This is a genomic window from Moryella indoligenes (genome assembly GCF_030812885.1).
In the GTDB taxonomy this organism is placed as follows: domain Bacteria; phylum Bacillota; class Clostridia; order Lachnospirales; family Lachnospiraceae; genus Moryella; species Moryella indoligenes.
Genome location: NZ_JAUSTO010000016.1, coordinates 1 through 24,181 on the forward strand (window position 1 = coordinate 1; position 24,181 = coordinate 24,181).

Below are 24,181 nucleotides of genomic sequence, written 5' to 3' on the forward strand. Positions count from 1 at the left end.
AACCTCCTGGTGTTGTGTTGTGTGGTAGCTTCATCATACCACGAGTTCGTCATCGGCTCTTTTTTATTGTCCTAGTTCATCTTACAATCATCCGCAAAAAAGATGTAAAGAACTGTAAAAAAGAATTGACAGTTTGGCAACCTTCTGATATAGTACCCTTTGTTCGGTTCGCAGAGATGGCGGAATTGGCAGACGCGCACGGTTCAGGTCCGTGTGACAGCAATGTCATGAGGGTTCAAGTCCCTTTCTCTGCACTAACATTTTGACACCGGTTATCCGGTGTCTTTTTTATGCTCCAAAGCCTTTATTTATGCGGGTTTGCGGTACTTTCAACTATGCCGTCCTGCGTTGTCCTTTTTTATTCTAAAAACATGCGTTTTAAGGCAAAATGTAGTCAGAGATGTAGTCAAAATGTAGTCAGATTTTCGGGTCGCAAAAGCGCTGAAATACAGGAGGTCAAGAGCAGGGAGGAGAACCGAAGTGTAGTCAGTTTTTTGTGTATAGCACAAAATCGATCGACATATTATCCTAGACTATAAGCCTCTGTTTTTAGACGGTAGCTATGGCTACGTCCGTGGCAGAGTGCTGTTATAGCTGTCACGCCATTTTTATGGTAAAATAACGAGGAAAGACTCCATGCGCTTGCGCAAATGGAGTTTTGACGAGAAAACCCATCGAGCGGCAGCGAGATGGTAAAATAACGAGGAAAGACTCCATGCGCTTGCGCAAATGGAGTTTTGGCGAGAAAACCCATTAGTCAGCAGCGAGAGGGTAAAACAGTCATCGCAGTATATTTCTGTAATTGAGGTGCAGGACGATATGAGCATACGAGAAGAACTGGAAGAAGCCGAGCGTACCTTTCTCTCTCCCGGTGCAGCTTTGAGCTGCAATTCCCGCGGGCGGGATCGTGAGGAGCCGCAGGATGATCTCCGTCCGGTTTACCAGCGAGATCGGGATCGCATTCTGCACTGCAAGGCTTTTCGGCGTCTGAAACATAAGACGCAGGTATTTCTGGCGCCGGAGGGCGATCACTACCGCACCCGGCTCACACATACGCTTGAGGTATCACAGATCGCCAGAACCATCTCGAAATCTCTGCGCCTAAATGAAGATCTCACTGAAGCTATTGCACTGGGACATGATCTGGGGCATACGCCGTTTGGGCACGCCGGAGAACGCGTGCTAAACCGTATCTGTCCGGAGGGTTTTAAGCACAATGTACAGAGTGTGCGCACTGTGGAATTTCTGGAAAAGAGCGGAAGAGGTCTGAATCTCACGAAAGAGGTGCGGGACGGCATACTAAATCACGGCACTGCCGGACATCCCTCCACGCAGGAGGGTTGTGTGGTGCGAATTTCAGATAAAATCGCCTACATTAACCACGATATCGACGACTCGATTCGGGCGGGCATCTTTACGGAACAGGATCTTCCCGCGGAGTATACGGAGTTGCTTGGACACAGCGTCCGGGATCGGCTGAACACAATGATACGAAATGTGATCTCTCACAGTTTGGGACAGCAGTCTGTGCAGATGTCGGAGGGCATGTTCGAGAGCATGATGGGGCTCAGAGCCTGGCTCTTCCGCAATGTCTACAGCGACAGCGCACCGAAGGCAGAGGAAGCGAAGGCTCAGGAGATGATACGCCAGCTCTATGAGTATTTCTGTGCCCACCCATCTGCAATGCCGAGGGAGTATCAATATTTTATGACAGAGCTCAGACAGCCACTCGAGCGCACCGTCTGTGATTACATCGCAGGAATGAGCGATCAGTACGCAATTCACTGCTTTGAGGAGCTCTTTGTTCCCAAGTCCTGGTCCGTTTTCTGAAGAATTTCCGGAGAGGAGGAAGCCTTGTTCTATTCAGATGAAATCATCGAGGAGGTACGTGCCAGAAATGATATTCTGGATGTGATTTCTCCTTATGTCAGCCTGAAGAGGAAGGGGAGCAGCTATTTTGGTCTTTGTCCCTTTCACAATGAGAAGAGCGGCTCCTTTTCCGTATCCCCGTCGAAGCAGATGTACTATTGCTTTGGCTGCGGCGCTGGTGGAAATGTTATTTCCTTTGTCATGCAGTACGAAAACTTAAGCTTTCCGGAGGCGGTGCGTTTTCTCGCAAAGCGCTGCGGCATGAGTCTTCCGGAGCAGGAATATTCGGATGCGGATCGTAAGACTCATCAGCTGCGGGAACAGTTGCTGGAGATGCATAAGCTTGCCGCAACGCATTATTATCAGCTGCTGCACACAAGGGAGGGAGAGAGAGCTTATCAGTATCTGACCGGCAGAGGACTTTCTGAGGAGACCCTGCGCCGCTTTGGTCTGGGGTACTCCAGCAAACGTCCGGGAGAGCTCTATCACTTCTTAAAGAGCCGGGGCTATACAGACCCGGTACTGAAGGAGAGCGGACTCGTCACGATCGAGGAACGCGGGGCGCGGGATAAGTTCTGGAATCGGGCGATGTTTCCGATTCTCGATATCAACAGCCGCGTCATCGGCTTTGGCGGCCGGGTAATGGGAGAGGGAGAGCCGAAATACCTGAATTCCCCGGAGACGAAGCTCTTTGACAAGAGCCGAAATCTATACGGACTGAATTACGCAAGAAGTTCAAGGAAGGATTTTTTCCTTCTGTGCGAAGGTTATATGGACGTGATTTCTCTCCATCAGGCCGGCTTCACCAATGCGGTCGCCTCACTCGGAACGGCTCTGACAGCGCAGCACTGTCTGCTCCTGAAGCGCTATGTGAAGCAGGTGATTCTGACCTATGACTCAGACGGCGCGGGGCAGAATGCCGCCAAGCGCGCACTTCCGCTGCTGAGAAATGCCGGTATCAATGCGCGCGTCCTCTCCATGAAGCCCTACAAGGACCCGGATGAATTTATAAAGGCACTGGGAGCGGATGCCTATCAGGAGAGAATTGACGCAGCAAAGAACGCGTTTCTCTGGGAGATAGATCAGCTTGCAAAGCAGTACAACAGCACGGACCCTGCAGAAAAAACAGCCTTTTATCGGGAGTGCGCCGGAAAGTTGGCAGAATTTTCCGAACCATTGGAGCGGGAAAACTACCTGCAAGCGGTATCAAGAGAGCATATGATACCGGAAAGAGAGTTGCGGGAGCTTGTGAATCGGACTGGTGCCAGAGTGCAGCTGAAACAGAACTACGACAGGGAGCGCTATGCAGTGCCGAATCCCGGGGAAAAGGATTCTGGTTCGCGCAGAAGAAAGACGGCGGAGCAGGAGGATCCGGTTCTGAAAAGTCAGCGTCTGTTTCTCACTCTGCTTGCTGAAGAGCCGGAGCTCTTGAAGAAAACAGATCAGTGGGTTTCTCCGGAACATTTTACAGATTCTCTCTACCGTGAACTTGCGGAAAAACTCTTTCTCAGTATACATAAGGGCAATGTCAATCCGGGAGCGATTCTGAATGGGTATGCGGAGGATGAAGAAAAAGCCGGAAGGGCTGCAGCGGTCTTTCATGCAAAGCTCAGTGCAGCGCTGGATCAGGAGGAAAAGGAAAAGGCTCTGATTGATTGTATTCGAAACATTCGTATGGAATACCTGAATCAGGCATCTCGCAGCGCCACGACTGTTGCCGAGCTGCAAAAGATACTGAAGGAAAAAGCGGAACTGAAAAACACAAGGATTGAACTCGGGGGGTAGACTATATGTCACAGACAAATCTGGATGCTTCAGGTCTCGCAGATAAGCTACAGCGCATTGCTGCAGAAGCAGCGAAGAAAAAAGGGGTTATCAGCAACGAAGAGCTGATGGAGTGGTTCAAAAATGATCAGCTCACGACAGAACAGCTGGATCAAGTCTATGAGTATCTGGACAGCCATAAAATTGATATTCTGAACACAGAGGAAAATGACGAGGATATGACACCGTCTTTTCTGGACGATGATGATGAAAGTGCAGAAGATGTAGCGGAGGAAGAACTGACCGAGCTCAAGGAATTGGAGGTTCCGGAAGGGGTGGGCCTCGAGGATCCGGTCAGAATGTATCTGAAGGAAATCGGAAAGATTCCTCTGCTCTCAGCGGAACAGGAGCAAACTTTGGCCAGGGCCATGGTTGAAGGGAGCGTCGAAAGCAGAAATGCGGCCAAGCAAAAGCTCGCCGAATCAAATCTTCGTCTTGTTGTCAGCATAGCCAAGCGCTATGTAGGAAGAGGAATGCAGTTTCTCGACCTGATTCAGGAAGGCAATCTCGGTCTTCTGAAGGCCGTGGATAAATTTGATTATACGAAGGGATTTAAGTTCTCGACCTATGCCACCTGGTGGATACGCCAGTCCATCACCCGCTCCATCGCGGATCAGGCCCGCACAATACGCATTCCGGTGCACATGGTAGAGACGATCAATCGCCTTGTCCGTACACAGCGACAGATGGTACAGGAGCTTGGCAGAGAACCCTCCGCAGATGAGCTCGCAAAGAGGCTTGATACACCGGTTGAAAAGGTGCGGGATATCATACAGATCTCTCAGGAACCGGTCTCCTTTGAGACGCCGATTGGCGAAGAGGAGGACTCCCATCTCGGTGATTTTATTCAGGACGATAACAGCCAGGTTCCGGTGGATGCCGCTGCCGGCGTGCTGCTGCATGAGCAGCTGATGGGAGTTATCAATCAGCTTTCAGAGCGTGAGCAGAAGGTATTAAAGCTTCGTTTTGGCCTGATGGACGGAAAACCGAGAACACTCGAGGAAGTGGGCAGGGAATTCAACGTGACCCGGGAGCGCATCCGGCAGATTGAGGCAAAGGCGCTCAGAAAGCTGCGCCATCCCAGCCGGTCAAAGCAGCTGAAAGACTATCTTGACTGAGGAGCTTTATGGCAGAAAAAGAAACGACAGCGCATCCCAGACTTTCTGCGCGACTTTCCGCTCTTGCGAACATGGTGACGCCGGGACACCGGCTTGCAGACATCGGCACCGATCACGCACTGATTCCGGTGAGTCTGCTGCTTAAACAGCGTATCCCCTTTGCATATGCCTGTGACATCGGAGCAGGCCCGCTTGCCAGGGCGGAGGCGCACATCCACGCCTATGGTCTTGAAGCCCGAACTGCGCTCCGTCTCTCGGACGGTCTGAAGGGACTGCGCCCGGGGGAGGCAGATACAGTGCTGATCTCCGGCATGGGCGGAGAGCTGATGATACGAATACTTGAAGAGGGCGCTTTTAAGAGGAGCGGTTTTCCAAAGCTGCAGTCCCTCTATGACAGTGCAAATGAATGGATCTTCTCTCCACACACAGCCTGGGCGCTGTTCCGGGTATATCTGAAGACACATGGTTTTTGCATTCAGAGAGAGCAGCTGCTGTGTGAGGAGGATAAATACTATCTTATTTTAAAGGCGGTGCGCGGAAACGGGGAGAAACCCTATCTTGCAACCAGAAAATATGGAATTCCGGATGCTGTTGCAGAACGCTTCGGCCCTGTGCTTCTCGCCGAACGAGATCCGGTGCTGCTTCGCTTTATCACGCATGAGATCAAAAAAGAAAACACAATACTTACGCAGCTGGGAACTGCGTTTGGTCCAGCGGTGAGCCATAAACAAAAAAAACTCGTGCAGAGTATCACTGCTATGGAACGGCTTTCCACCTTTTTACAGATGGCTGAAGCTTAGCCCTCTGGAAAATACGAAGCAGACAGTAAACAGAAAGGAAGTATTAATGACAGGAGAACTTTGTACCGTAACAGTTGGAAAAGAGCAGATCTGCTGCCCGGCGGGCACGAAGTTTCAGGAGATTGCCGAGCAGATGCAGAAAAATTATTCTCACCGCATTCTGCTGGTAAAGTGTGGCCCTGCGCTGCGGGAGCTGAGTAAAACCGTTGAAGAGAGCTGTACGGTTGAAATGATCACAGCTGCGGATAAGCCGGGCCACCAGTGCTATGAGCGAAGCGCTGTGCTCCTGATGTTGAAGGCCTTCTACGATGTGGTCGGGAGAGAGCATATCGACGGACTGACGATTGATTACTCTGTGGGGCGTGCACTGTTCTGTCAGGCCCGGGGAGCTTTTACCCTGGACCAGGAGCTGATCAATAAAGTGAGTACAGGGATGCAGCGCCTTGTAGAGCTGGCTTTGCCGATTAAAAAAATGAATGTGCCAAAGGCGGAGGCCATACGCCTATTTAAAAAGAACGGAATGCGGGACAAGGAACGGCTGTTCCGCTTCCGCAGAAGCTCACGGGTCAATATCTACAGCCTTGCAGGCTTCACGGATTACTTCTACGGCTATATGGTTCCGGATAGCTCGTACATCCATTGCTTTGCGCTGGAGCTCTTCGGAGATGGTTTTGTACTGCGTCTTCCCACAATGGAGAATCCGGATGAACTTCCGATCTTTACTCCATCCAGGAAGGTGTTTCAGGAGATGCATAAAACCACGGAAAAGCTTGAGAAAACAGGATTGAATACGGTGGCTTCACTCAACGAGGCCATCGCTTCCGGAAAGACCAGAGAGCTCCTGCTCTGCGAGGAGGCCCTGATGGAGAAGCGAATCGGGGATATTGCGCAGCAGATTGCGGAGCGCAGGAATCTGCGTTTTGTTATGATCGCAGGTCCCTCATCTTCCGGTAAAACAACGTTTTCAAAGCGTCTGTCTACCCAACTCATGGCTCTGGGCCTGCGTCCGCACCCCATTGAAGTGGATAATTACTTTAAAAACCGGGAGGATACTCCGCGGGATGCCAATGGAGAATATGACTTTGAGAGTCTTGGCGCAATGGATGTAAAAAAATTCAATGAGGATATGTCCCGTCTCATGCAAGGCGAGAGAGTGGAACTGCCCCGCTTCAACTTCACCAGGGGACAGCGGGAATACTGTGGAGATTTTTTACAGTGCGGTCCAGAAGATATACTGGTCATAGAAGGGATTCATTGTCTGAATGATCTTCTTTCTGAGGCTATTCCGGCGGAGCGCAAATTTCGCATTTATATCAGCTGCCTGACACAGATGAATATCGATGAGCACAATCGCATTCCAACCACCGATGCGCGCCTGCTCCGCAGAATGACGCGCGACGCCAGAATCAGAGGTACAAGTGCGCAGGAGACTTTGCACAGATGGCCCTCTGTGGTCCGGGGGGAGCATCTAAACATCTTTCCTTTCCAGGATGGAGCAGATCTGATTTTCAATTCCGCTCTGATTTATGAGACCGCAGTGATTAAGCCCTATGCGGAAGCTCTGCTCTACGGAATTCCGGAAAATTCGCCGGAATATCCGGAAGCCAAGCGTCTCCTGAAATTTCTCGAGTATTTTTTAACTATTCCTTCAGATCATATTCCGGCGACCTCAATTATTCGTGAATTTGTCGGCGGCAGTTGTTACGGGATGTAAGCTCTGAGGAACGACTCATATTGCAGAAGCTTTTCATTGCGAAAACCACGAGACTGTGTTACAGTACAGTCCGGAGACGGACAGACGGTCGCGGCTGCAGAGACGAAAGGCTGCAGGTGAGGAAAGTCCGGGCTTCACAGGGCAGGATGCCGGATAACATCCGGTGGAGGTGACTCCCAGGATAGTGCAACAGAGATATACCGCCGGCCTTGGCCGGTAAGGGTGCAAAGGCGGTGTAAGAGACCACCGACCGCACGGTGACGTGCGGGGCTATGTAAACCCCATCCGAAGCAAGACCGAACAGGACAGATCGGTTGCCCGCCGATTTTCAGAGCAATCTGAAAATACTGTCTGGGTAGGTCGCTTGAGCCTGTCGGTAACGACAGGACTAGATAGATGACCGTTTGATACATAACCCGGCTTACAGTTCGTCTCTATAAGAAACAGAGTGATGAGTTTCGCTGAGTCTGCAAGGGCTTGGCGGAGCTCATTTTCAGTTTTACATAGCTTTTCAATGTCTGAAATAAAAGTTGAATATTTGTTTTTCGTATGAAGAGAACAGAATATATGCATAGATGATAGGAATAATAGATAGATTGATGATGAAATATAATAAAACTATTGCTGAATGTATAAAAAATAATAATTTTATAAAAATACTGTTGAATATCATTGTGCAAAATGTTAATATAAAATTAATTTAATACAGTTGCAGGAGACGATGGAGAGCAAACTGATAACAGCAGAAATGCTGCGTTATTTGTTTACTCTCTTTTTGTTTGACAGTCTCCTGTACTCCTGGAAAAATGTAGCACTTCCAGGGATTATTGCGATAGCTATGCGCTCATTTTTACCGCTGTTTTTCTGCGTCGGAGCATATTAATTTTTCTGTGAAAGCAGAAAAATTTAAAATATGAGAGCTGTCAATCAACGAGAAGGAGGAAGTAATTATGAGTAAGTACGTGATGGCATTGGATTCCGGAACTACAAGCAATCGTTGTATTCTCTTCAACGAGAAGGGAGAGATGTGCAGTGTCGCGCAAAAGGAATTTACTCAGTATTTCCCAAAACCGGGCTGGGTAGAGCACGATGCCGACGAAATCTGGTCGACACAGCTGGAAGTGGCGCAGGCGGCAATGGCAAAAATCGGCGTCACCTCAGCAGATATCGCAGCGATCGGGATCACCAACCAGCGAGAAACCACCATTGTCTGGGACAAGAACACCGGCGAGCCCATCTATCACGCAATCGTCTGGCAGTGCCGCAGAACCTCCGAATACTGCGACTCTCTGAAGGGAAAAGGTCTTACAGACAGCTTCCGCGAGAAGACAGGGCTTGTGATTGATGCCTACTTCTCCGGCACCAAGCTTCGCTGGATCTTGGAAAATGTCCCGGGCGCAAGAGCCAGAGCTGAAAAGGGTGAGCTGCTCTTTGGTACTGTAGAGACCTGGCTCATCTGGAAGCTGACAAAAGGAAAAGTCCATGTGACAGATTACTCCAACGCATCCAGAACCATGCTCTTTAATATTAAGACCCTGCAATGGGACGACAGTATCCTTGCAGAACTGAATATCCCGAAGTCCATGCTTCCGGAGGCAAAGCCATCCAGCTGCATCTACGGAGAGGCAGATCCGGGCTTCTTCGGAGGACCGATCCCAATCGGCGGTGCGGCGGGCGATCAGCAGGCGGCGCTGTTCGGACAGACCTGCTTCACGGCAGGCGAAGCAAAGAATACCTATGGCACCGGCTGCTTCATGCTCATGAATACAGGGGAGACCCCGGTATACTCCAAGAATGGCCTGGTTACAACCATCGCATGGGGACTGGATGGCAAGGTCAATTACGCTCTGGAGGGCTCTATCTTCGTTGCAGGAGCTGCAATCCAATGGCTGCGCGATGAGATGAGGCTCATCGATTCCTCTCCGGATTCTGAGTACATGGCAAAGAAGGTACCGGACACCAACGGCTGTTACGTTGTACCCGCATTTACCGGTCTTGGAGCGCCGCACTGGGATCAGTACGCAAGAGGAACTATCGTTGGTCTGACCCGCGGTGTCAATAAATATCATATTATCCGTGCGACGCTAGATTCCCTCTGCTATCAGACAAATGACGTTCTGAAAGCGATGGAGGCAGATTCCGGCATCAGGCTGACTGCACTGAAGGTGGACGGCGGCGCAAGCGCAAACAACTACCTCATGCAGACGCAGGCAGATATCATTGATGCGCCCGTAAAACGCCCGAGATGCGTAGAGACAACAGCGATGGGAGCCGCCTATCTCGCAGGCCTTGCAGTCGGCTACTGGGCGAGCAAGGAGGATGTGAAGCAGAACTGGGCGATCGACAGAACCTTTGATCCGGCAATCGACGATGCGGCGCGCAAGGAGAGAATCACAGGCTGGAACAAGGCAGTCAAGAACTCTTACGGCTGGGCAAAATAAAAACGAAACCGAATTCGAAAGGAGAAAAATATGCTGCCATATGTAGCTGAGTTTGTAGGTACCATGCTGCTGATCTTATTGGGCGACGGTGTCGTGGCCAATGTTACGCTTAACAAATCCGGAATGAAAGGCGCCGGTTCTATTCAGATCACCCTCGCCTGGGGCCTTGCGGTCATGCTTCCCGCTTTTATCTTCGGAGAGGCCTCCGGTGCGTCCTTTAACCCGGCGCTTACCATAGCGCTTGCAGTCAACGGAAGCTTTGCCTGGAGTATGGTTCCGGGATATATCGTTGCACAGATTGCCGGAGCCTTTGTGGGCGCCTGCCTGGTCTACATTCTCTTTAAGGAACAATTTGACGCGACTGAAAATCCAGCTGCGAAGCTGGGGGTTTTCTCCACAGGGCCCTCTGTTCCGAATACCGGACTGAATATTCTGAGTGAGGCGATCGGAACCTTCGTACTGATATTCGCAATTCTGGGACTTGCTCAGGTTCCAAATCTGGATGCAGGGCTGGCAAAGCTTCTGGTCTTCGGTATCATTGTATCTATCGGTATGTCTCTCGGCGGTCTGACCGGCTACGCGATCAATCCGGCAAGAGACCTCGGCCCAAGGCTTGCCCACGCAGTGCTTCCGATTAAGGGCAAGGGCTCCTCAAACTTTGCTTATGGCCTGATCGTTCCGATCATCGGACCTGTCCTCGGAGGACTAGTGGCTGTCGTTGTTTATGGAATGATTCCGTGGTAATATAAGTTTTGACAAGATGGGACTCCAGATAGGGGAGCCCCATCTTGTCCTGCAGCAAAGAGCGCGGAATACTTCTCGCGACGCTTGTGCATGCAGGCGTTTGCCTGCATTTTGTGGAGTGCTATCACGAAAGGAGATGAAGATGGAAAAGAAAGAATATACTCTGAATAATATGAATGCCTCCACCAATCAAGATGGCAAAACCTGCGGTATCAATGATATGAACTGCCTTGAAGCTGAGAAAGAAAAGAGCTGTGATATCAATAATATGAATTGTTTAAAGGAAGATGAAAAGAAGAGCTGCGGCATCAATAATATGAACTGCGAGGAATAAAAGACCCTGTTTATTTCTGATACTGCAATCCCCTGTCAGGCACTGTCTGACAGGGGATTGTTTTACTTTATAAAGGAGTTTGAGAAGAAATCATTTTACAAATATTAAAAAATGATAAAGTCATCCAGGAAGAGAAAGTTTGTCATCTTTCACATAAGGATTTCATTATGTATTGTATTTTTCTGCAAAAGTAATAAAAATATTTCTTTTTGAAGCCTCAAAAAATACAATGGTATTATCACGTTTTTTTAACTATTGACTAAAAATAAACTATAATTTATACTATGAAAGGCGCTGATTTGTATATTTTTAAAATCAGTAAATAAAATCTAGGAGGTAGTAGGTGTGAGTAATGACAAGAATCTTAAAAAAGACGGTCAGGAGATAAGCGGCTTTTTTAAGACAGTAGAGCGCGTGGGAAACGCCCTTCCGCATCCGGCGATCATCTTTTTCATTATGTCGGTGGCACTGGTCTTTATTGCGGAAATTCTTGCCAGACAGGGAGTATCTGTAGAGTATTTTGATGCAAAGAAGCAGGAACAGGTTGCCCTGACTGCTGTTTCTCTTCTCAACAGAGATGGAATCAATTATATCTTCAATTCGGCGGTTAAGAATTTCACGGGCTTTGCGCCGCTTGGAACCGTCCTGGTTGCCATGCTCGGTGTTGCTATGGCTGAGCATACGGGTCTCTTTGAGATTGGCCTGAAGAAGATGCTGCTCGGCGTCAACAGCAGAATTCTGACTGTCGCAGTTGTGTTTGCCGGGATTATGAGTAATATTGCATCCGATGCCGGCTATGTTGTAGTCATTCCACTGGGGGCCATGATCTTTGCAAGCGTAGGCAGACATCCGATTGCAGGTCTTGCAGCAGCCTTCGCAGGTGTCTCCGGAGGCTTCAGTGCTAATATGCTGATCGGAACCACAGATCCTCTGCTCACCGGTATTACGAATCAGGCGCTCGAAGCTGCGCACATAGATATGAAGCTGGATGCAACCTGCAACTGGTATTTCCTCTTCGCATCCACTTTCATTCTGACAATGATCGGTACACTCGTTACTGAAAAGATTGTAGAACCGAACCTTGGGAAATATACCGGAGAATATGTCCATGAGGAGAAGCCGGTCACGGCGCTTGAGCAGAAGGGCCTCAGATACGCCGGCATCGCAACGATAATTTATATTATCATCATGGGCCTGCTCATGTTTGGTCCCTTTGCAGTATTCAATGATCCGGAGCAGACCGGTATCGCAGCAATCAAGGGCTTCCTGCATGACGGACTGATGCTCGCAATTCTTCTCCTGTTCTTCATCCCGGGATTTATCTTCGGTAAGATTACCGGTAAAATCAAGAATTCCAACGACGTTGTGCACTGCATGACGCTCGGCATGAAGGGCATGGGCGGTTATCTGGTGCTCGCATTCTTCGCATCACAGTTTATCGCCTACTTCTCCAAGACGAATATCGGTGTTATTATTTCTGTTAGCGGTGCGAACTTCCTGAAGAGCATTGGCCTGACGGGAATCCCGTTGATCCTCCTCTTCATCCTGCTGAGTGCCTTCCTGAATCTCTTTATGGGTTCGGCATCCGCAAAGTGGGGCATTATGGCTCCGATCTTTGTCCCAATGCTGATGGCAATGAACATTCATCCAGCCCTGACTCAGGTGGCATACAGAATTGGAGACTCCTCCACAAATATTATCACTCCGCTGATGAGTTACTTTGCAATGATTGTTGTCTTTATGCAGAAGTACGACAAGGATAAGGGTCTCGGCACACTGGTATCCACGATGATGCCTTACTCCATCGCATTCCTGATTTTCTGGACCATCTTCATCGTGATCTGGATGCTGATCGGACTTCCGGTTGGACCGGGCGCTCCGCTCTACATCGCATAATTCCAGAAGGATAAGTATATAAAAGATAATGAAGGAGCAGGTCTTGGCCTGCTCCTTCATTATCTTTTACCAAATTTTAAAATCGCCACATACAAATATTGCGAACAGAGTATTCCTTATCCGCAACTGTTTTGACTCAAATATGTGTGGTGGGAGAGTAAGCTTCATCGCAGTATTTGCAGCGGTAAATTTCATTTTTTTCGTCAGCGAGGTAGAAAATATGCGGAAGCTCCTGCTCAATCGAAGTGATGCAGCGCGGATTTCTGCACTTCAGTATATTTGTAATCTGGTCCGGGCGGTCAAGTACACGCTTCTCCACTATGCGCTGGTCACGTATGATGTTAACCGTAATTTTATGGTCGATATAGCCAAGCACATTCAGATCAATCTGATTGAGCACATCCCCCTCGATCTTAATGATGTCCTTCCGTCCCATCTTTTTGCTGTGTGCGTTCTTTATAATGGCAATCTGGCAATCCAACTTGTCAAGCTTAAGCTGATAGTAGATATCTAGACTCTTGCCCGCCTTAATATGATCCAGAACAATTCCTTCATTCAATCCACTGATATTCAGCATGGTTTTTTCACCCCCAGCAAAGTCATAATCAGTGCCATACGGACATAGACACCGTATTGTGCCTGACGGAAATATGCCGCACGCGGATCATTGTCCACCTCAACCGCTATTTCATTGACACGCGGCAGCGGATGAAGCACATACATATCCTTCTTGGCCTGCTCCAGCTTTTTTTCTGTCAGTATATAGCTGTCTTTTAAGCGTATATAGTCCTCCTCGTTGAAAAAACGTTCCTTCTGTACACGCGTCATGTATAAAATATCGAGCTGCGGAATTGCTTCGTCCAGACGATCCACTTCCTCAAAGGGAATGTGATTGCCCTTCAGAACATCCTCGCGGATGTAGCCCGGCACACGGAGCTCCTGCGGTGAAATGAGAATGAGACGTATGCCCGGATAGCGAATCAGCGCATTGATGAGAGAATGCACGGTTCTGCCGAATTTGAGATCGCCGCAGAGTCCCACAGTCATATCTCCCAGCCTTCCTGTGAGGCTTCGTATCGTCAAAAGATCTGTGAGTGTCTGCGTGGGGTGCTGATGCCCTCCGTCTCCGGCATTGATAATAGGAACTCCGGAAAACTGACTCGCCACGAGCGGTGCGCCTTCCTTTGGGTGACGCATGGCAATAATATCGGCGTAGCAGGAGACGACGCGCACGGTATCTGCGACGCTCTCTCCCTTGACCGCGGAGCTTGCGTCAGCTGACTGAAAGCCGAGCACAGAACCGCCGAGATTCAGCATGGCAGCCTCAAAAGACAGGCGGGTGCGGGTGCTCGGCTCATAGAAGAGTGTTGCGAGTTTCTTTCCATTGCACACATGGGCGTAGGCCTCTCTGTTCGCCTCGATATCCCGCGCGAGATCCAACAATGCATCGATCTCCAAGACAGACAGATCCAGCGGTTTCAACAGATGTCTCATAATATTTGGAAGTCCTCCCTCCGAAAATCAGATTAACGGACAGCTTTACTTTTCTATAAACTATATATGAGCGCGGAATAAAAGTCTATCCAAAATATTTCGAAAAACTGACATCGGGCAGGTTCCGAGCTTTTCTTGAAGGAATTTCACGCCAATGCTATACTGACAAGGACATAGATATCACGCCCCGCAGATGGAAGTTCGGAAATACTTCCTATCGAGACGACAGAAATAATCCACAACAAGAGCAGGAGGAGCGATGAAGCAGAATCTGGTTTCCTATCTCAGACAAAACAGCTATCCCGGCAGAGGTATTATACTTGGAAAGAGCGGGGACGGAGCATGTGCTGTTATGGCTTATTTTATTATGGGACGCAGTACAAATTCCAGAAATCGTATTTTCAGGAGAATGGATGGGGGAATACGGACTGAAGCCAATGACCCCTCACAGATGCAGGATCCCTCCCTGATTATCTATGCGCCTGTCCGTACGCTCGAACAGCAGACTATTGTGACAAACGGAGACCAGACCGACACAATTTATGAGGGACTCAAGGCGGGCAAAAGCTTTCAGGAGGCGCTTAGGACAAGAAAATTTGAACCGGATGCTCCAAACTTTACGCCCCGCATCTCAGGGCTGCTCACTCTTAGGGATGGAAATTTCGATTATACCCTCAGTATTTTAAAGAGCAATGCGGGCGATGCTTCCGAGTGCCTGCGCTTCTTCTATGAATATGATGCGCCGCAGCCGGGAGAGGGACATCTGATCCATACTTATGAGAGAGATGCCTCACCGCTCCCAAGCTTCTGCGGGGAGCCTGTCTCTGTGGCACTTACGGGAGAGATACACCAATTCTCCGGAGATCTCTGGAAAGCTCTGGATGAGCAAAACCGCATCTCACTCTTTGTGCGTTATCTTAACTTAAAGAGCGGCGCACATGAGACTGTCATCATCAACAAAAATCGCGGAGACGAGCAGCTACACTACAGCTCCGCTCTAACTTCCGGAGAGGAGAAGAGATCATGAGCAAAGAGCTGTTGCTAAAATATGGCTGCAACCCAAATCAAAAGCCCTCCCGCATTTACATGGAAGAGGGGGAGCTCCCCGTAACTGTTCTGAACGGACACCCCGGCTATATTAATTTTCTGGATGCGCTGAATGGATGGCAGCTTGTCAGGGAACTGAAGGAGGCCACCGGTCTTCCCTCTGCCACCTCGTTTAAGCATGTGTCCCCTGCAGGAGCCGCCTGCGGAAGACCGCTCACCGAGGTGCTGAGAAGGATCTACTGGATCGAGGAGGGAGAAGAGCTCTCTCCACTCGCCTCTGCCTATGCGCGTGCGCGGGGAGCGGACAGAATGTCTAGTTTCGGAGATTTCATTGCCCTCTCTGATCCCTGTGATCTGGCAACTGCACTGCTCATAAAGCGAGAGGTTTCAGACGGCGTCATTGCACCGGGCTTTGCGCCTGAAGCGATGGAGATTCTGAAGAAAAAAAAGAACGGAAGCTATAATGTCATACAGATTGATCCGGAGTACCGACCGGCTCCGATCGAGCGAAAGCAGGTCTTTGGCGTGAGCTTTGAGCAGGGGCGGAATGAGCTTCCGATTACAGAAGAACTTCTTTCAAATATTGTGACAAAAGAGAAGCATATTCCGAAAACAGCCAGGACGGATCTTCTTATAGCTCTGATCACCTTGAAGTATACCCAGTCGAACTCCGTCTGCTATGCACTGGATGGTCAGGCGATTGGCATCGGCGCTGGGCAGCAGTCCCGCGTCCACTGCACAAGACTTGCCGGAAGAAAAGCGGACAACTGGTATCTGCGTCAGGCTCCAAAGGTGCTCTCCCTGCCCTTTAGGAAAGATATGCGGCGCCCGGACAGGGACAATGCGATTGATGTCTACATAGGGGATGCACCGGAGGAGATTCTATCCTCAGGCAACTGGGAGCGCATATTCACGGAGCGCCCGGAGCCCTTTACTCCTGCGGAAAAGCACGCCTGGCTCTCCGGACTTCAGGGAGTGTCTCTCGGAAGCGATGCTTTCTTCCCCTTTGGAGACAATGTAGAGCGTGCCTGCAAGAGCGGAGTACACTATATCGCCCAGCCGGGCGGATCAGTCCGGGACGATCTAGTCATAGAGAGCTGCAATCAACACGGGATCGCGATGGCATTTACTGGAGCCCGCCTGTTTCACCACTGAAAGGAGTAGTTAAATGGCAATTTTAGTGACCGGCGGTGCCGGATTTATCGGAAGTCATACCTGCGTGGAGCTTTTAAATGCAGGCTATGAGGTTGTCGTCGCTGACAATCTCGTAAACTCCAGCAGAGAGTCTCTGAACCGTGTCATGGAGATCACCGGGAAACGGATCAAATTTTATGAGTTGAATCTCCTTGACCGAAAAAAACTGGATCAGCTGTTTGTAAACGAGAAAATCGAAGCGGTTATCCATTTTGCAGGTCTCAAGGCAGTGGGAGAGTCCGTATATAAACCGCTGGAATATTACCACAACAACATTACCGGGACACTGGTGCTCTGTGACTGCATGCGGAAGCACGGCGTAAAAAATATCGTTTTTTCCTCCAGCGCCACAGTCTACGGAAATCCCGCCTTTGTCCCCATCACAGAGGACTGCCCAAAGGGAGAGGTCACAAATCCCTACGGCCGCACCAAATCCATGCTGGAGCAGATCCTCACAGATCTTCACACCGCAGATCCGGAGTGGAATGTGATGCTGCTCCGCTACTTTAACCCCATCGGTGCGCACAAATCCGGTCGCATGGGCGAGAATCCGAAGGGGATACCAAACAATCTTCTTCCCTATATCACACAGGTCGCGATCGGGAAGCTGGTCTGCCTGGGAGTCTTCGGAAACGATTATGAAACCAAGGACGGAACCTGTATCCGCGACTATATTCATGTCGTGGATCTGGCTCTTGGACACCTGAAGGCTCTGGAAAAGATGGTGAAGGAACCGCCGATGGTGCGCATCTATAACCTCGGAACCGGTATTGGCTATTCCGTGCTTGATGTCATCAACGCCTTTGAAAAGGCCAATGAGCTGAAAATCAATTATGTGATCAAGGAGCGCCGCGCGGGCGATGTTCCCGCCTGCTATGCAGACCCCTCAAAGGCAGAGCGAGAACTGAACTGGAAAGCGGAGCGCGGTCTTGAAGAAATGTGCCGTGATTCCTGGCGCTGGCAAAAAAACAATCCAAACGGCTATGAGGACACAGAGATCACCATAAGAAAAAAGGGAGAGCTCACACAGTGATTCCCCGCTGTACTTAAGGATGAAAGCGGGCACAGTAAAAATTACCTGAGGGTTGTTCTATAAAACCTTCAAGCTCAAGCTTTAACAGTGTGCTCATGACGCTGCCTGCAGGGAGCCCTGTCTTCTGGATAATATTCTCCAGAAAGCAGGGCTCCTCGCCCAGCATGTGAAAAATTCGTTTTTCTTCAGGAGAAAGTCCCGCAGAGCTGTGCTTTTTGGGAGGAAGTCTGCGACTTCTCTGAAGACCGATATAATCAAGGATATCGTTCGGCCCGCTTAGTATGGTCGCTCCGCTTTGTATGAGCGCATTGCAGCCCCGGCTCATTGGATCAGTGATGCGCCCCGGCACTGCAAACACCTCCTTGCCCTGATCCAGTGCATAGCCCACAGTGATCATGGAGCCAGAGCGAAAACCCCGGGCCTCAATGACTGCGAGGACATCTCCCAGAGCCGAGATGATGCGGTTTCGATCCGGAAAATGCCAGGCCTTTGACGGGGAATCCGGTGGGAATTCACTGATCACTCCACCACATTGTCCCCCGCAGAGAGCAGTAAAAAGCTCATAATTCTCTCTGGGATAGCAGATATTGACACCACAGCCGAGCACGCCGTAGCTCCGCCCCCCGGCCTGCAGCGCCGCGCACTGAGCGGCCCCATCGATTCCATCTGCCAGACCACTGACGATACCCACACCCTTTTTGGCCAGTTCGCCGGAAATAAATTCCGCCATGCGTTTTCCGTAGTTTGTGGCATTCCTGCTGCCAATCACAGCGACTGCTGGGAGTGCAGCTTCCGGAAGAGTTCCACGAAAATAGAGCCAGCGCGGAGGATCCGGCATATGTGAGAGACGCTCCGGCCACAGTCTGTCCTCCGGCGTGAGAAAGCGTATTCCGGCAGCAGACAAACGCTCAAGCTGTGCATCGACAGCATGCTCCACAGAAGCCAGACTGCAGAAATGTCCTGCTGTGTCGAGCGCTTTCAAAAGCGCTGTAAGCGGTTCGTAATGAAACAAATCCTCGAGCATCAGTTTCCTTCCGGGAGCCGGAAAGTCTTTCAGTGCCCTGCGGTGACAATTCAGCGAGGCGGAGAGAAAGAGGATGAGTCGTTTTTCCATCCGTATGTATTCCGAACAAAAAGTTTCATTTTTTTCGTCAAGTGGATTCGTCAGCTCCATACCGGCCTCCTTCTCCTCCTGTTTTTTTCAAGCTGCAAAGGCAGCTGTATTTTATTGCTTTCGCCGGATCTGCCGCCCCAGTATTTCTCATCGAGAGAGCGGTAGGCGACAGCCTCACAGACATGACGGTGGCAGATATCGCTTTCACCGTCAAAATCCGCTGCCGTGCGCGCGACACGCAGTATCTTGTGCAGTCCGCGTACAGACATGGAACCGCGCTCATAGAGCTGCTGAAGCAGGCGATCATCCTCCTCTGAGAGAGGACAGAACTCCTGCAGCATGGCCGCAGACATCTCACTGTTGAAGCGAATTCCGCTGTGGACAAAGCGACGCTCCTGCAATTCGCGCACGCGCTCCACCTCCAGACGCAGCTCTGCACTGCTCTGTTCCTTTCTTGTTTTCCGAAGTGCAGCATAGTCCACAGGACTGATCTCTACCGAAAGGTCGATTCTGTCCAGCAGAGGCTTGCTGATCTTTCCGATGTAAGAGCGCACGCTCTGCTCCCCGCAGCGGCAGCGGCTGCGATCCGGCCAGAAGCCGCACTTGCAGGGATTCATCGCGCAGACCAGCTGAAAATTGGCGGGAAAGCTGAAGCTTCCGTACACTCTTGAGATATGAACACAGCGCTCCTCCAGAGGCTGCCGAAGTATCTCCAGCGCTTCCGTACGAAACTCCGGCAGCTCATCGAGAAACAGGACGCCGTTGGAGGCCAGCGATATCTCTCCGGGCCGTGGACGCGCGCCGCCTCCTGCGAGTGCCTGTGCGCTGATGCTGTGGTGTGGACTGCGAAAGGGACGTTTTCGTATGAGGGGCTCCTTTGGATCCAGAAGTCCCGAGATGCTGTAGATGCGGGATAGCTCCAGCCGCTCCTCCATGCTCATCTCAGGCATGATGGATGGGAGACGTGAGGCGACCATGCTCTTTCCGCTTCCGGCCGGACCGATGTAGAGAATATTATGCCTTCCTCCGGCGGCGAGAAGCGTGGCGCGCTTTACGAGCTCCTGACCGCAAAGCTCAGAAAAATCCGGCATTGTGTCAGCATGATCCGCGTTCTCTTCATAGACAGCCGGAGCTGGCAGCGGACTCTCCCCGCGAAGGAGTGATAGCAGTTCCCGGAGAGAGAAGACACCGTAGCAATCAATGCCGGCAATGATGCTGCCTTCTCTGAGATTCTCTTCCGGCAGAAAACAGCGCTTTAGGCATGCCTCCTTCGCTGCCGAGACCATGGAGATCACACCGCGCACCGGAAGCAGCTCTCCGCCGAGGGACAGCTCTCCGGCAAAGAGAGAGTCTCGGAGCAGCGTATCGGGAATCAGCTCATAGGCCCGGAGAAGAGCGACTGCGACCGGAAGATCATAGGCGCAGCCCTCCTTCCGGAAATCAGCCGGAGACAGATTGACAGTGACGTGTTTCGGTTCCAGATAGATGCCGGAATTTGCAATCGCAGTGCGCACGCGGCCAGCGGATTCTCTCACTGAGGCGGAGAGTGAGCCGATAAAGGTGATCTGTGGAAAGCCGCTCTCCACATCTGCCTCACAGCAGACCGGAAAGCCATCGGTTCCGCGAATGCCGGCGCCAAAAACTTTACTGAGCATCAGAAAAAAGCTCCTTTCAATTCAGAGAGGCGCGCAGGATCTTTTCTTCAATTCATTCTATTGGGATATGTTTCGGAAAAACAAGAAAAGCAGAACAGCAGATTTCTGTGATTTTCATTATAACTGCGCTGTGCGGGCTTTTCAAGTGTTTGACTTGCTATTATCTTAGTTTTATAATACATTAGATTTGTATATCAGCCGATACGGAAGGATATGTAAATATGATCAGAAGTATGACCGGCTACGGGCGGTCAGAGAGCTCCAGCGAGCAATACAGGCTGGTGGTGGAGCTGAAGTCCGTAAACCACAGATATTTTGATTTAAATGTTCGTATGCCGAAGCTCTTCAACCGCTTCGAGGCATCGATACGTTCCATTTTAAAGCGCTATATGGAGCGTGGTAAGGTGGATCTCTACATCAGCTATGAGAGCTACGCGGGAGAGCAGAGCGGCCTTCGCTACAACCGGGAGATTGCCGCTGCGTATTTAAAGCACTGCCGGGAGATTGCCGCAGATTTTTCTGTTCAGGACGATATCAAAGCTTCTACCATCGCTCACTTCCCCGATGTGCTTTCAGTGGGGGAGGAGACGATAGATGAGGAGCAGCTTTGGGCTGCCCTTGAGCGGGGACTGAATGAAGCATGCACTGCCTTTGTCAGAGCACGGGAGACAGAGGGGGAGAACCTGAAGACCGATATCCTCGGGAAGCTCTCGGAAATGCGGGAAGCTCTCGCTGTGATTGAGGCGCGGGCTCCAAAGGTGCTGGCTGAATACCGCGAGACGCTCAGAGCAAAGGTATCCGAAGTGCTGTGCGACAGCTCAGTCGATGAAAACCGCATCGCGACAGAAGTCACCATTTATGCGGACAAAATCTGTGTGGATGAGGAGATGGTTCGGCTGCACAGCCACATAGATGCCACAGATAAGGAGCTGAGACGCGGTGGCGCAGTGGGACGTAAGCTCGACTTTATTGCACAGGAGATGAACCGAGAGGCCAATACGACACTCAGCAAGTCCTCGGATCTCACAGTTTCGGACAGCGCCATCTATCTGAAGACGACAATAGAAAAGATACGTGAACAGGTTCAGAATATTGAGTAGAAACGAGATTGCACTATGACAAAGAGAAAAGGACTGCTTGTCGTCATCTCCGGTTTTTCCGGGGCCGGCAAGGGAACCCTGGTAAAAAAGCTTCTCTCAGAGCACGAGAACTATCGCTTGTCTGTCTCAGCCACCACGAGAGCGCCCAGGCCAGGAGAAGTCGATGGCAAAGATTATTTTTTTGTGAGCAAATCCCGATTTGAGGAGATGATTATCAAGCAGGAGCTGATCGAGTACGCCTCCTACGTCGGAAATTACTACGGAACACCCAAGGCCTTTGTGAAGGAGGCCCTCGCGGCAGGAAGTGACGTACTGCTGGAAATTGAAATTCAGGGGGCTCTGAAGGTTCGTGAGCGCTTCCCGGAGGCCATACTGATCTTTGTGGCTCCCCCGGATGCGGAAACTCTGCGCAGCCGCCTTCTGGGGCGGGGAACAGAGACACCCGAGCAGGTTACGGCACGCTTAAGACGCGCCGCAGAGGAGAGTCAGTGGATGCCGGACTACGATTATCTGCTGATCAATGACGATCTGGAGCACGCCGCAGAGGAGCTGCATTTTATGATAGACAGTCAGCACAGCAGGATGAGCCAGAATCGCCGCTTTGCGGAGCGCATCCGTGATGATCTGAACAAGCACTTTCTTAAGGAGGACTTATAATGTTACATCCGTCTTATACTGAAATTATTGATGCTGTCAACAGCGACGTCGAGCCCGGCGAGCAGCCGGTTGTTCAGAGCCGCTATTCTATCGTGATTGCCACCTCCAAGCGGGCGCGGCAGCTGATCGCAGGTGAGGAGGCAAGCGTTCCCTCTTATGGAAAAAAACCGCTCTCCGTTGCGGTGGAGGAGCTCTACAAGGGACGCGTAAAGATCATGAATGATGAAGAGATCTCCGATGACGCTGTCAATGAAGGAGACAGGGCGCCCGAATGAAGCTGTGTATGATTTCCCTCGGCTGTGATAAGAACCTGGTGGATTCAGAAATGATGCTGGGTTTTTTGAACCGGGGGACTGTTTCTATTACAGATGATGCGGAGAGCGCAGATATCATTATTGTCAATACCTGCTGCTTTATTCTGGATGCGAAGGATGAAAGCATTCAGACCATACTGGATGCCGCAAGGCTGAAACAGGAGGGGAAGCTTAAGCTTCTCATCATGTCCGGCTGCATGGCAGAGCGCTATAAGGATGAAATTATGCGGGAGATCCCGGAGATCGATGCTGTGGTCGGGACTTCCTCCTATGATAAGATCGGAGAGGTGATAGAGCAGGCGCTTGCGGGCGAGAGGGTAGAGGAGTTTCAGGATCTGAACCGGCTTCCGGCCGTCTCTGAAAAGCGGCTTTTCTCCACCTTGCACGCCTATGCCTATCTGAAGATCGCGGAGGGTTGTGATAAACACTGCTCCTATTGCATTATCCCCTCTCTCAGGGGACATTTCCGCAGCTATCCTATGGAGACTCTGGTAGCACAGGCGGAACAGATGGCTGCGGCAGGCGTGAAGGAGCTGATCCTTGTCGCCCAGGAGACCACGGTCTACGGACAGGATATTTATAAGAAAAAAAAGCTGCCCTCACTGCTTAGAAAGCTATGTCGCATCAAAGGCATACGCTGGATACGCATACTTTACTGTTATCCGGAGGAAATTACGGATGAGCTGATCGCCTGTATGGCGAAGGAGAAAAAAATCTGCCGCTATCTGGATCTGCCGATTCAGCACGCCAGTGATCCCATTCTCCGCAGAATGGGGCGCCGAACAAGTCGACAGGACCTCCTGAATATCATAGAAAAGCTTCGCACTGCGATGCCGGACATCACCCTCCGAACCACGCTGATCAGCGGCTTCCCCGGAGAGACAGAGGAGGATCACCAGACTCTGATGGATTTTGTGTCCGAAGTGCGCTTTGACCGCCTCGGCGTATTTCCCTATTCAAGAGAAGAGGGCACCGCTGCAGCGAAATTTCCCGCACAGGTTCCTGCCCGCACAAAGAAAAAACGCCGCAACCAGCTCATGGCCCTTCAGCAGAAGATCTCAGCGGAGAAGCTTCAGATGCGGGTCGGAGAGTGCATGACAGCTCTGGTCGAGGGCTATCTTCCTGATGAAGGAGTCTACATCGGCCGCAGCTATATGGATGCACCGGACGTCGACGGCTACCTCTTTTTCAGCTCCGAACGGGAGCTGATATCCGGAGAGTTTGTAAGAGTTCGCATCACAGAGGCCTCAGAATATGATCTCAAAGGAGTAATGGTATGATCTGGAATCTTCCCAATAAGCTGACGATGACCCGTATGATACTCGTTCCCTTTTTCGCCGCGGCACTTCTGTGGCAGAACGGAGAGAACCATGCGCTGCGCATGCTCGCTCTGGTGCTCTTCCTGGTCGCGAGCTACACGGATCATCTGGATGGGGCGATCGCAAGAAAGTATCAGCTCATCACCAATTTTGGAAAATTTATGGATCCGCTTGCGGATAAGCTTCTGGTATGTTCCGCACTGATCTGCATGGTACAGCTCCGGCAGCTCTCGGCTTGGGTGGTGATAATTGTCGTCGCGAGAGAATTTATCATCAGCGGCTTTCGCCTGGTAGCCGCAGAGCAGGGCACTGTGATCGCCGCCAGTATGTGGGGAAAGGCAAAAACGGTGAGTCAGATGGCCTGCATTGTGATGCTGATCATCGCTCCGCAGCAGCAGACACTTCAGCTTCTGACGCAGGCACTCATCGCCCTGATGACTGCGCTGACCCTTATCTCTCTGCTGGATTATCTTTTTAAAAATCGTCAGGTCTTAACAGAAAGGAACTGAAACCT

21 protein-coding genes, 1 tRNA gene and 1 other RNA gene are annotated in these 24,181 nt (G+C 50.7%); 19 read left to right on the top strand and 4 right to left on the bottom strand.

Going from position 1 to position 24,181, the window contains the following annotated elements; genetic code table 11:
- Positions 1-170: 170 nt before the first annotated feature.
- The 11 genes from J2S20_RS09965 (at position 171) to J2S20_RS10015 (ending at position 12,740) form a co-directional block, all read left to right on the top strand.
- A tRNA-Leu gene (locus J2S20_RS09965) sits at positions 171-254 on the top strand.
- Between the two features lie 565 nt (positions 255-819).
- Positions 820-1,830, top strand: coding sequence for a deoxyguanosinetriphosphate triphosphohydrolase (locus tag J2S20_RS09970; protein WP_106611828.1), 1,011 nt, complete (start codon positions 820-822; stop codon positions 1,828-1,830).
- A gap of 24 nt (positions 1,831-1,854) precedes the next feature.
- A complete protein-coding gene (gene dnaG, locus J2S20_RS09975) occupies positions 1,855-3,654 on the top strand; it encodes a DNA primase (RefSeq protein WP_106611829.1) in 1,800 nt (599 codons plus the stop codon).
- A 5-nt stretch (positions 3,655-3,659) separates the two neighbouring features.
- Entirely contained in the window at positions 3,660-4,811 is a 1,152-nt protein-coding gene (gene rpoD, locus J2S20_RS09980) for an RNA polymerase sigma factor RpoD (protein WP_106611830.1), read from the top strand.
- Between the two features lie 8 nt (positions 4,812-4,819).
- Positions 4,820-5,611 carry a tRNA (adenine(22)-N(1))-methyltransferase gene (locus J2S20_RS09985; RefSeq protein ID WP_307255255.1) on the top strand — a complete coding sequence of 264 codons (792 nt, stop codon included), beginning with the start codon at positions 4,820-4,822 and terminating at the stop codon, positions 5,609-5,611.
- Between the two features lie 46 nt (positions 5,612-5,657).
- On the top strand, positions 5,658-7,325 hold the full coding sequence (locus J2S20_RS09990; RefSeq protein ID WP_307255256.1) for a nucleoside kinase: 1,668 nt from the start codon (positions 5,658-5,660) through the stop codon (positions 7,323-7,325).
- A gap of 72 nt (positions 7,326-7,397) precedes the next feature.
- Positions 7,398-7,765, top strand: an RNA gene (rnpB, locus tag J2S20_RS09995) — RNase P RNA component class A.
- 510 nt (positions 7,766-8,275) lie between these two features.
- Positions 8,276-9,766 carry a glycerol kinase GlpK gene (gene glpK, locus J2S20_RS10000; protein ID WP_307255257.1) on the top strand — a complete coding sequence of 497 codons (1,491 nt, stop codon included), beginning with the start codon at positions 8,276-8,278 and terminating at the stop codon, positions 9,764-9,766.
- Positions 9,767-9,778: 12 nt separating this feature from the next.
- Positions 9,779-10,510, top strand: a complete 732-nt coding sequence (locus J2S20_RS10005; protein WP_307255282.1) for an MIP/aquaporin family protein — start codon at positions 9,779-9,781, stop codon at positions 10,508-10,510.
- A gap of 142 nt (positions 10,511-10,652) precedes the next feature.
- The gene (locus J2S20_RS10010; protein ID WP_307255258.1) at positions 10,653-10,844 is read left to right on the top strand and encodes a hypothetical protein; all 192 of its coding nucleotides are present in this window, start codon (positions 10,653-10,655) and stop codon (positions 10,842-10,844) included.
- A gap of 345 nt (positions 10,845-11,189) precedes the next feature.
- The gene (locus J2S20_RS10015) at positions 11,190-12,740 is read left to right on the top strand and encodes an AbgT family transporter (protein WP_307255259.1); all 1,551 of its coding nucleotides are present in this window, start codon (positions 11,190-11,192) and stop codon (positions 12,738-12,740) included.
- Between the two features lie 136 nt (positions 12,741-12,876).
- On the opposite strand, the gene J2S20_RS10020 is transcribed toward J2S20_RS10015, so the two are convergent.
- Both J2S20_RS10020 and pyrB read right to left on the bottom strand, forming a co-directional pair.
- A complete protein-coding gene (locus J2S20_RS10020) occupies positions 12,877-13,317 on the bottom strand; it encodes an aspartate carbamoyltransferase regulatory subunit (protein ID WP_106611836.1) in 441 nt (146 codons plus the stop codon).
- Positions 13,311-14,234 (bottom strand): aspartate carbamoyltransferase, encoded by a 924-nt coding sequence (pyrB, locus tag J2S20_RS10025; RefSeq protein WP_106611837.1) that lies wholly within the window; start codon positions 14,232-14,234, stop codon positions 13,311-13,313. Before pyrB ends, J2S20_RS10020 begins: the two co-directional genes overlap by 7 nt.
- Positions 14,235-14,493: 259 nt before the next feature.
- On the opposite strand from pyrB, the gene J2S20_RS10030 reads away from it, so the two are divergent.
- Genes J2S20_RS10030 through galE form a run of 3 tightly spaced genes read left to right on the top strand, consistent with a single transcriptional unit; the run spans position 14,494 to position 17,508 of the window.
- Complete coding sequence (locus J2S20_RS10030) at positions 14,494-15,261, top strand: IMP cyclohydrolase (RefSeq protein ID WP_307255260.1); 768 nt, start codon at positions 14,494-14,496, stop codon at positions 15,259-15,261.
- Complete coding sequence (locus J2S20_RS10035; RefSeq protein WP_307255261.1) at positions 15,258-16,436, top strand: phosphoribosylaminoimidazolecarboxamide formyltransferase; 1,179 nt, start codon at positions 15,258-15,260, stop codon at positions 16,434-16,436. Before J2S20_RS10030 ends, J2S20_RS10035 begins: the two co-directional genes overlap by 4 nt.
- A gap of 13 nt (positions 16,437-16,449) precedes the next feature.
- Positions 16,450-17,508: a UDP-glucose 4-epimerase GalE gene (galE, locus tag J2S20_RS10040; protein WP_307255263.1), complete on the top strand. Its 1,059-nt coding sequence runs from the start codon at positions 16,450-16,452 to the stop codon at positions 17,506-17,508.
- Between the two features lie 13 nt (positions 17,509-17,521).
- Here galE and dprA read toward each other — a convergent pair whose 3' ends face one another.
- Together dprA and J2S20_RS10050 are read right to left on the bottom strand one after the other, a co-directional pair.
- Positions 17,522-18,682 carry a DNA-processing protein DprA gene (gene dprA / locus J2S20_RS10045; RefSeq protein WP_307255264.1) on the bottom strand — a complete coding sequence of 387 codons (1,161 nt, stop codon included), beginning with the start codon at positions 18,680-18,682 and terminating at the stop codon, positions 17,522-17,524.
- Entirely contained in the window at positions 18,673-20,277 is a 1,605-nt protein-coding gene (locus J2S20_RS10050; protein WP_307255265.1) for a YifB family Mg chelatase-like AAA ATPase, read from the bottom strand. Before J2S20_RS10050 ends, dprA begins: the two co-directional genes overlap by 10 nt.
- A gap of 221 nt (positions 20,278-20,498) precedes the next feature.
- On the opposite strand from J2S20_RS10050, the gene J2S20_RS10055 reads away from it, so the two are divergent.
- From J2S20_RS10055 to pgsA, 5 genes are read left to right on the top strand one after another with little or no spacing between them, the layout of a single operon-like run.
- Positions 20,499-21,377, top strand: a complete 879-nt coding sequence (locus tag J2S20_RS10055; protein ID WP_307255266.1) for a YicC/YloC family endoribonuclease — start codon at positions 20,499-20,501, stop codon at positions 21,375-21,377.
- 15 nt (positions 21,378-21,392) lie between these two features.
- A complete protein-coding gene (gene gmk, locus J2S20_RS10060; RefSeq protein WP_106611844.1) occupies positions 21,393-22,034 on the top strand; it encodes a guanylate kinase in 642 nt (213 codons plus the stop codon).
- Positions 22,034-22,309 carry a DNA-directed RNA polymerase subunit omega gene (gene rpoZ / locus J2S20_RS10065; protein ID WP_307255267.1) on the top strand — a complete coding sequence of 92 codons (276 nt, stop codon included), beginning with the start codon at positions 22,034-22,036 and terminating at the stop codon, positions 22,307-22,309. The genes gmk and rpoZ overlap by 1 nt, the downstream gene beginning before the upstream one ends.
- The gene (rimO, locus tag J2S20_RS10070; RefSeq protein ID WP_307255268.1) at positions 22,306-23,628 is read left to right on the top strand and encodes a 30S ribosomal protein S12 methylthiotransferase RimO; all 1,323 of its coding nucleotides are present in this window, start codon (positions 22,306-22,308) and stop codon (positions 23,626-23,628) included. The genes rpoZ and rimO overlap by 4 nt, the downstream gene beginning before the upstream one ends.
- Complete coding sequence (gene pgsA, locus J2S20_RS10075; RefSeq protein WP_307255270.1) at positions 23,625-24,176, top strand: CDP-diacylglycerol--glycerol-3-phosphate 3-phosphatidyltransferase; 552 nt, start codon at positions 23,625-23,627, stop codon at positions 24,174-24,176. The genes rimO and pgsA overlap by 4 nt, the downstream gene beginning before the upstream one ends.
- The last annotated feature ends 5 nt before the right edge of the window (positions 24,177-24,181 follow it).

Bases quoted from the DNA above. Each gene is read 5' to 3' on its own strand.
- J2S20_RS10020 (WP_106611836.1), bottom strand. From the start codon at position 13,317: ATGCTGAATATCAGTGGATTGAATGAAGGAATTGTTCTGGATCATATT.
- pgsA (WP_307255270.1), top strand. From the start codon at position 23,625: ATGATCTGGAATCTTCCCAATAAGCTGACGATGACCCGTATGATACTC.
- J2S20_RS10030 (WP_307255260.1), top strand. From the start codon at position 14,494: ATGAAGCAGAATCTGGTTTCCTATCTCAGACAAAACAGCTATCCCGGC.
- J2S20_RS10010 (WP_307255258.1), top strand. From the start codon at position 10,653: ATGGAAAAGAAAGAATATACTCTGAATAATATGAATGCCTCCACCAAT.
- pyrB (WP_106611837.1), bottom strand. From the start codon at position 14,234: ATGAGACATCTGTTGAAACCGCTGGATCTGTCTGTCTTGGAGATCGAT.
- rpoD (WP_106611830.1), top strand. From the start codon at position 3,660: ATGTCACAGACAAATCTGGATGCTTCAGGTCTCGCAGATAAGCTACAG.
- J2S20_RS09985 (WP_307255255.1), top strand. From the start codon at position 4,820: ATGGCAGAAAAAGAAACGACAGCGCATCCCAGACTTTCTGCGCGACTT.
- J2S20_RS10055 (WP_307255266.1), top strand. From the start codon at position 20,499: ATGATCAGAAGTATGACCGGCTACGGGCGGTCAGAGAGCTCCAGCGAG.
- rpoZ (WP_307255267.1), top strand. From the start codon at position 22,034: ATGTTACATCCGTCTTATACTGAAATTATTGATGCTGTCAACAGCGAC.
- rimO (WP_307255268.1), top strand. From the start codon at position 22,306: ATGAAGCTGTGTATGATTTCCCTCGGCTGTGATAAGAACCTGGTGGAT.
- J2S20_RS09990 (WP_307255256.1), top strand. From the start codon at position 5,658: ATGACAGGAGAACTTTGTACCGTAACAGTTGGAAAAGAGCAGATCTGC.
- J2S20_RS09970 (WP_106611828.1), top strand. From the start codon at position 820: ATGAGCATACGAGAAGAACTGGAAGAAGCCGAGCGTACCTTTCTCTCT.
- dprA (WP_307255264.1), bottom strand. From the start codon at position 18,682: ATGGAGCTGACGAATCCACTTGACGAAAAAAATGAAACTTTTTGTTCG.
- J2S20_RS10050 (WP_307255265.1), bottom strand. From the start codon at position 20,277: ATGCTCAGTAAAGTTTTTGGCGCCGGCATTCGCGGAACCGATGGCTTT.
- J2S20_RS10035 (WP_307255261.1), top strand. From the start codon at position 15,258: ATGAGCAAAGAGCTGTTGCTAAAATATGGCTGCAACCCAAATCAAAAG.
- glpK (WP_307255257.1), top strand. From the start codon at position 8,276: ATGAGTAAGTACGTGATGGCATTGGATTCCGGAACTACAAGCAATCGT.
- galE (WP_307255263.1), top strand. From the start codon at position 16,450: ATGGCAATTTTAGTGACCGGCGGTGCCGGATTTATCGGAAGTCATACC.
- gmk (WP_106611844.1), top strand. From the start codon at position 21,393: ATGACAAAGAGAAAAGGACTGCTTGTCGTCATCTCCGGTTTTTCCGGG.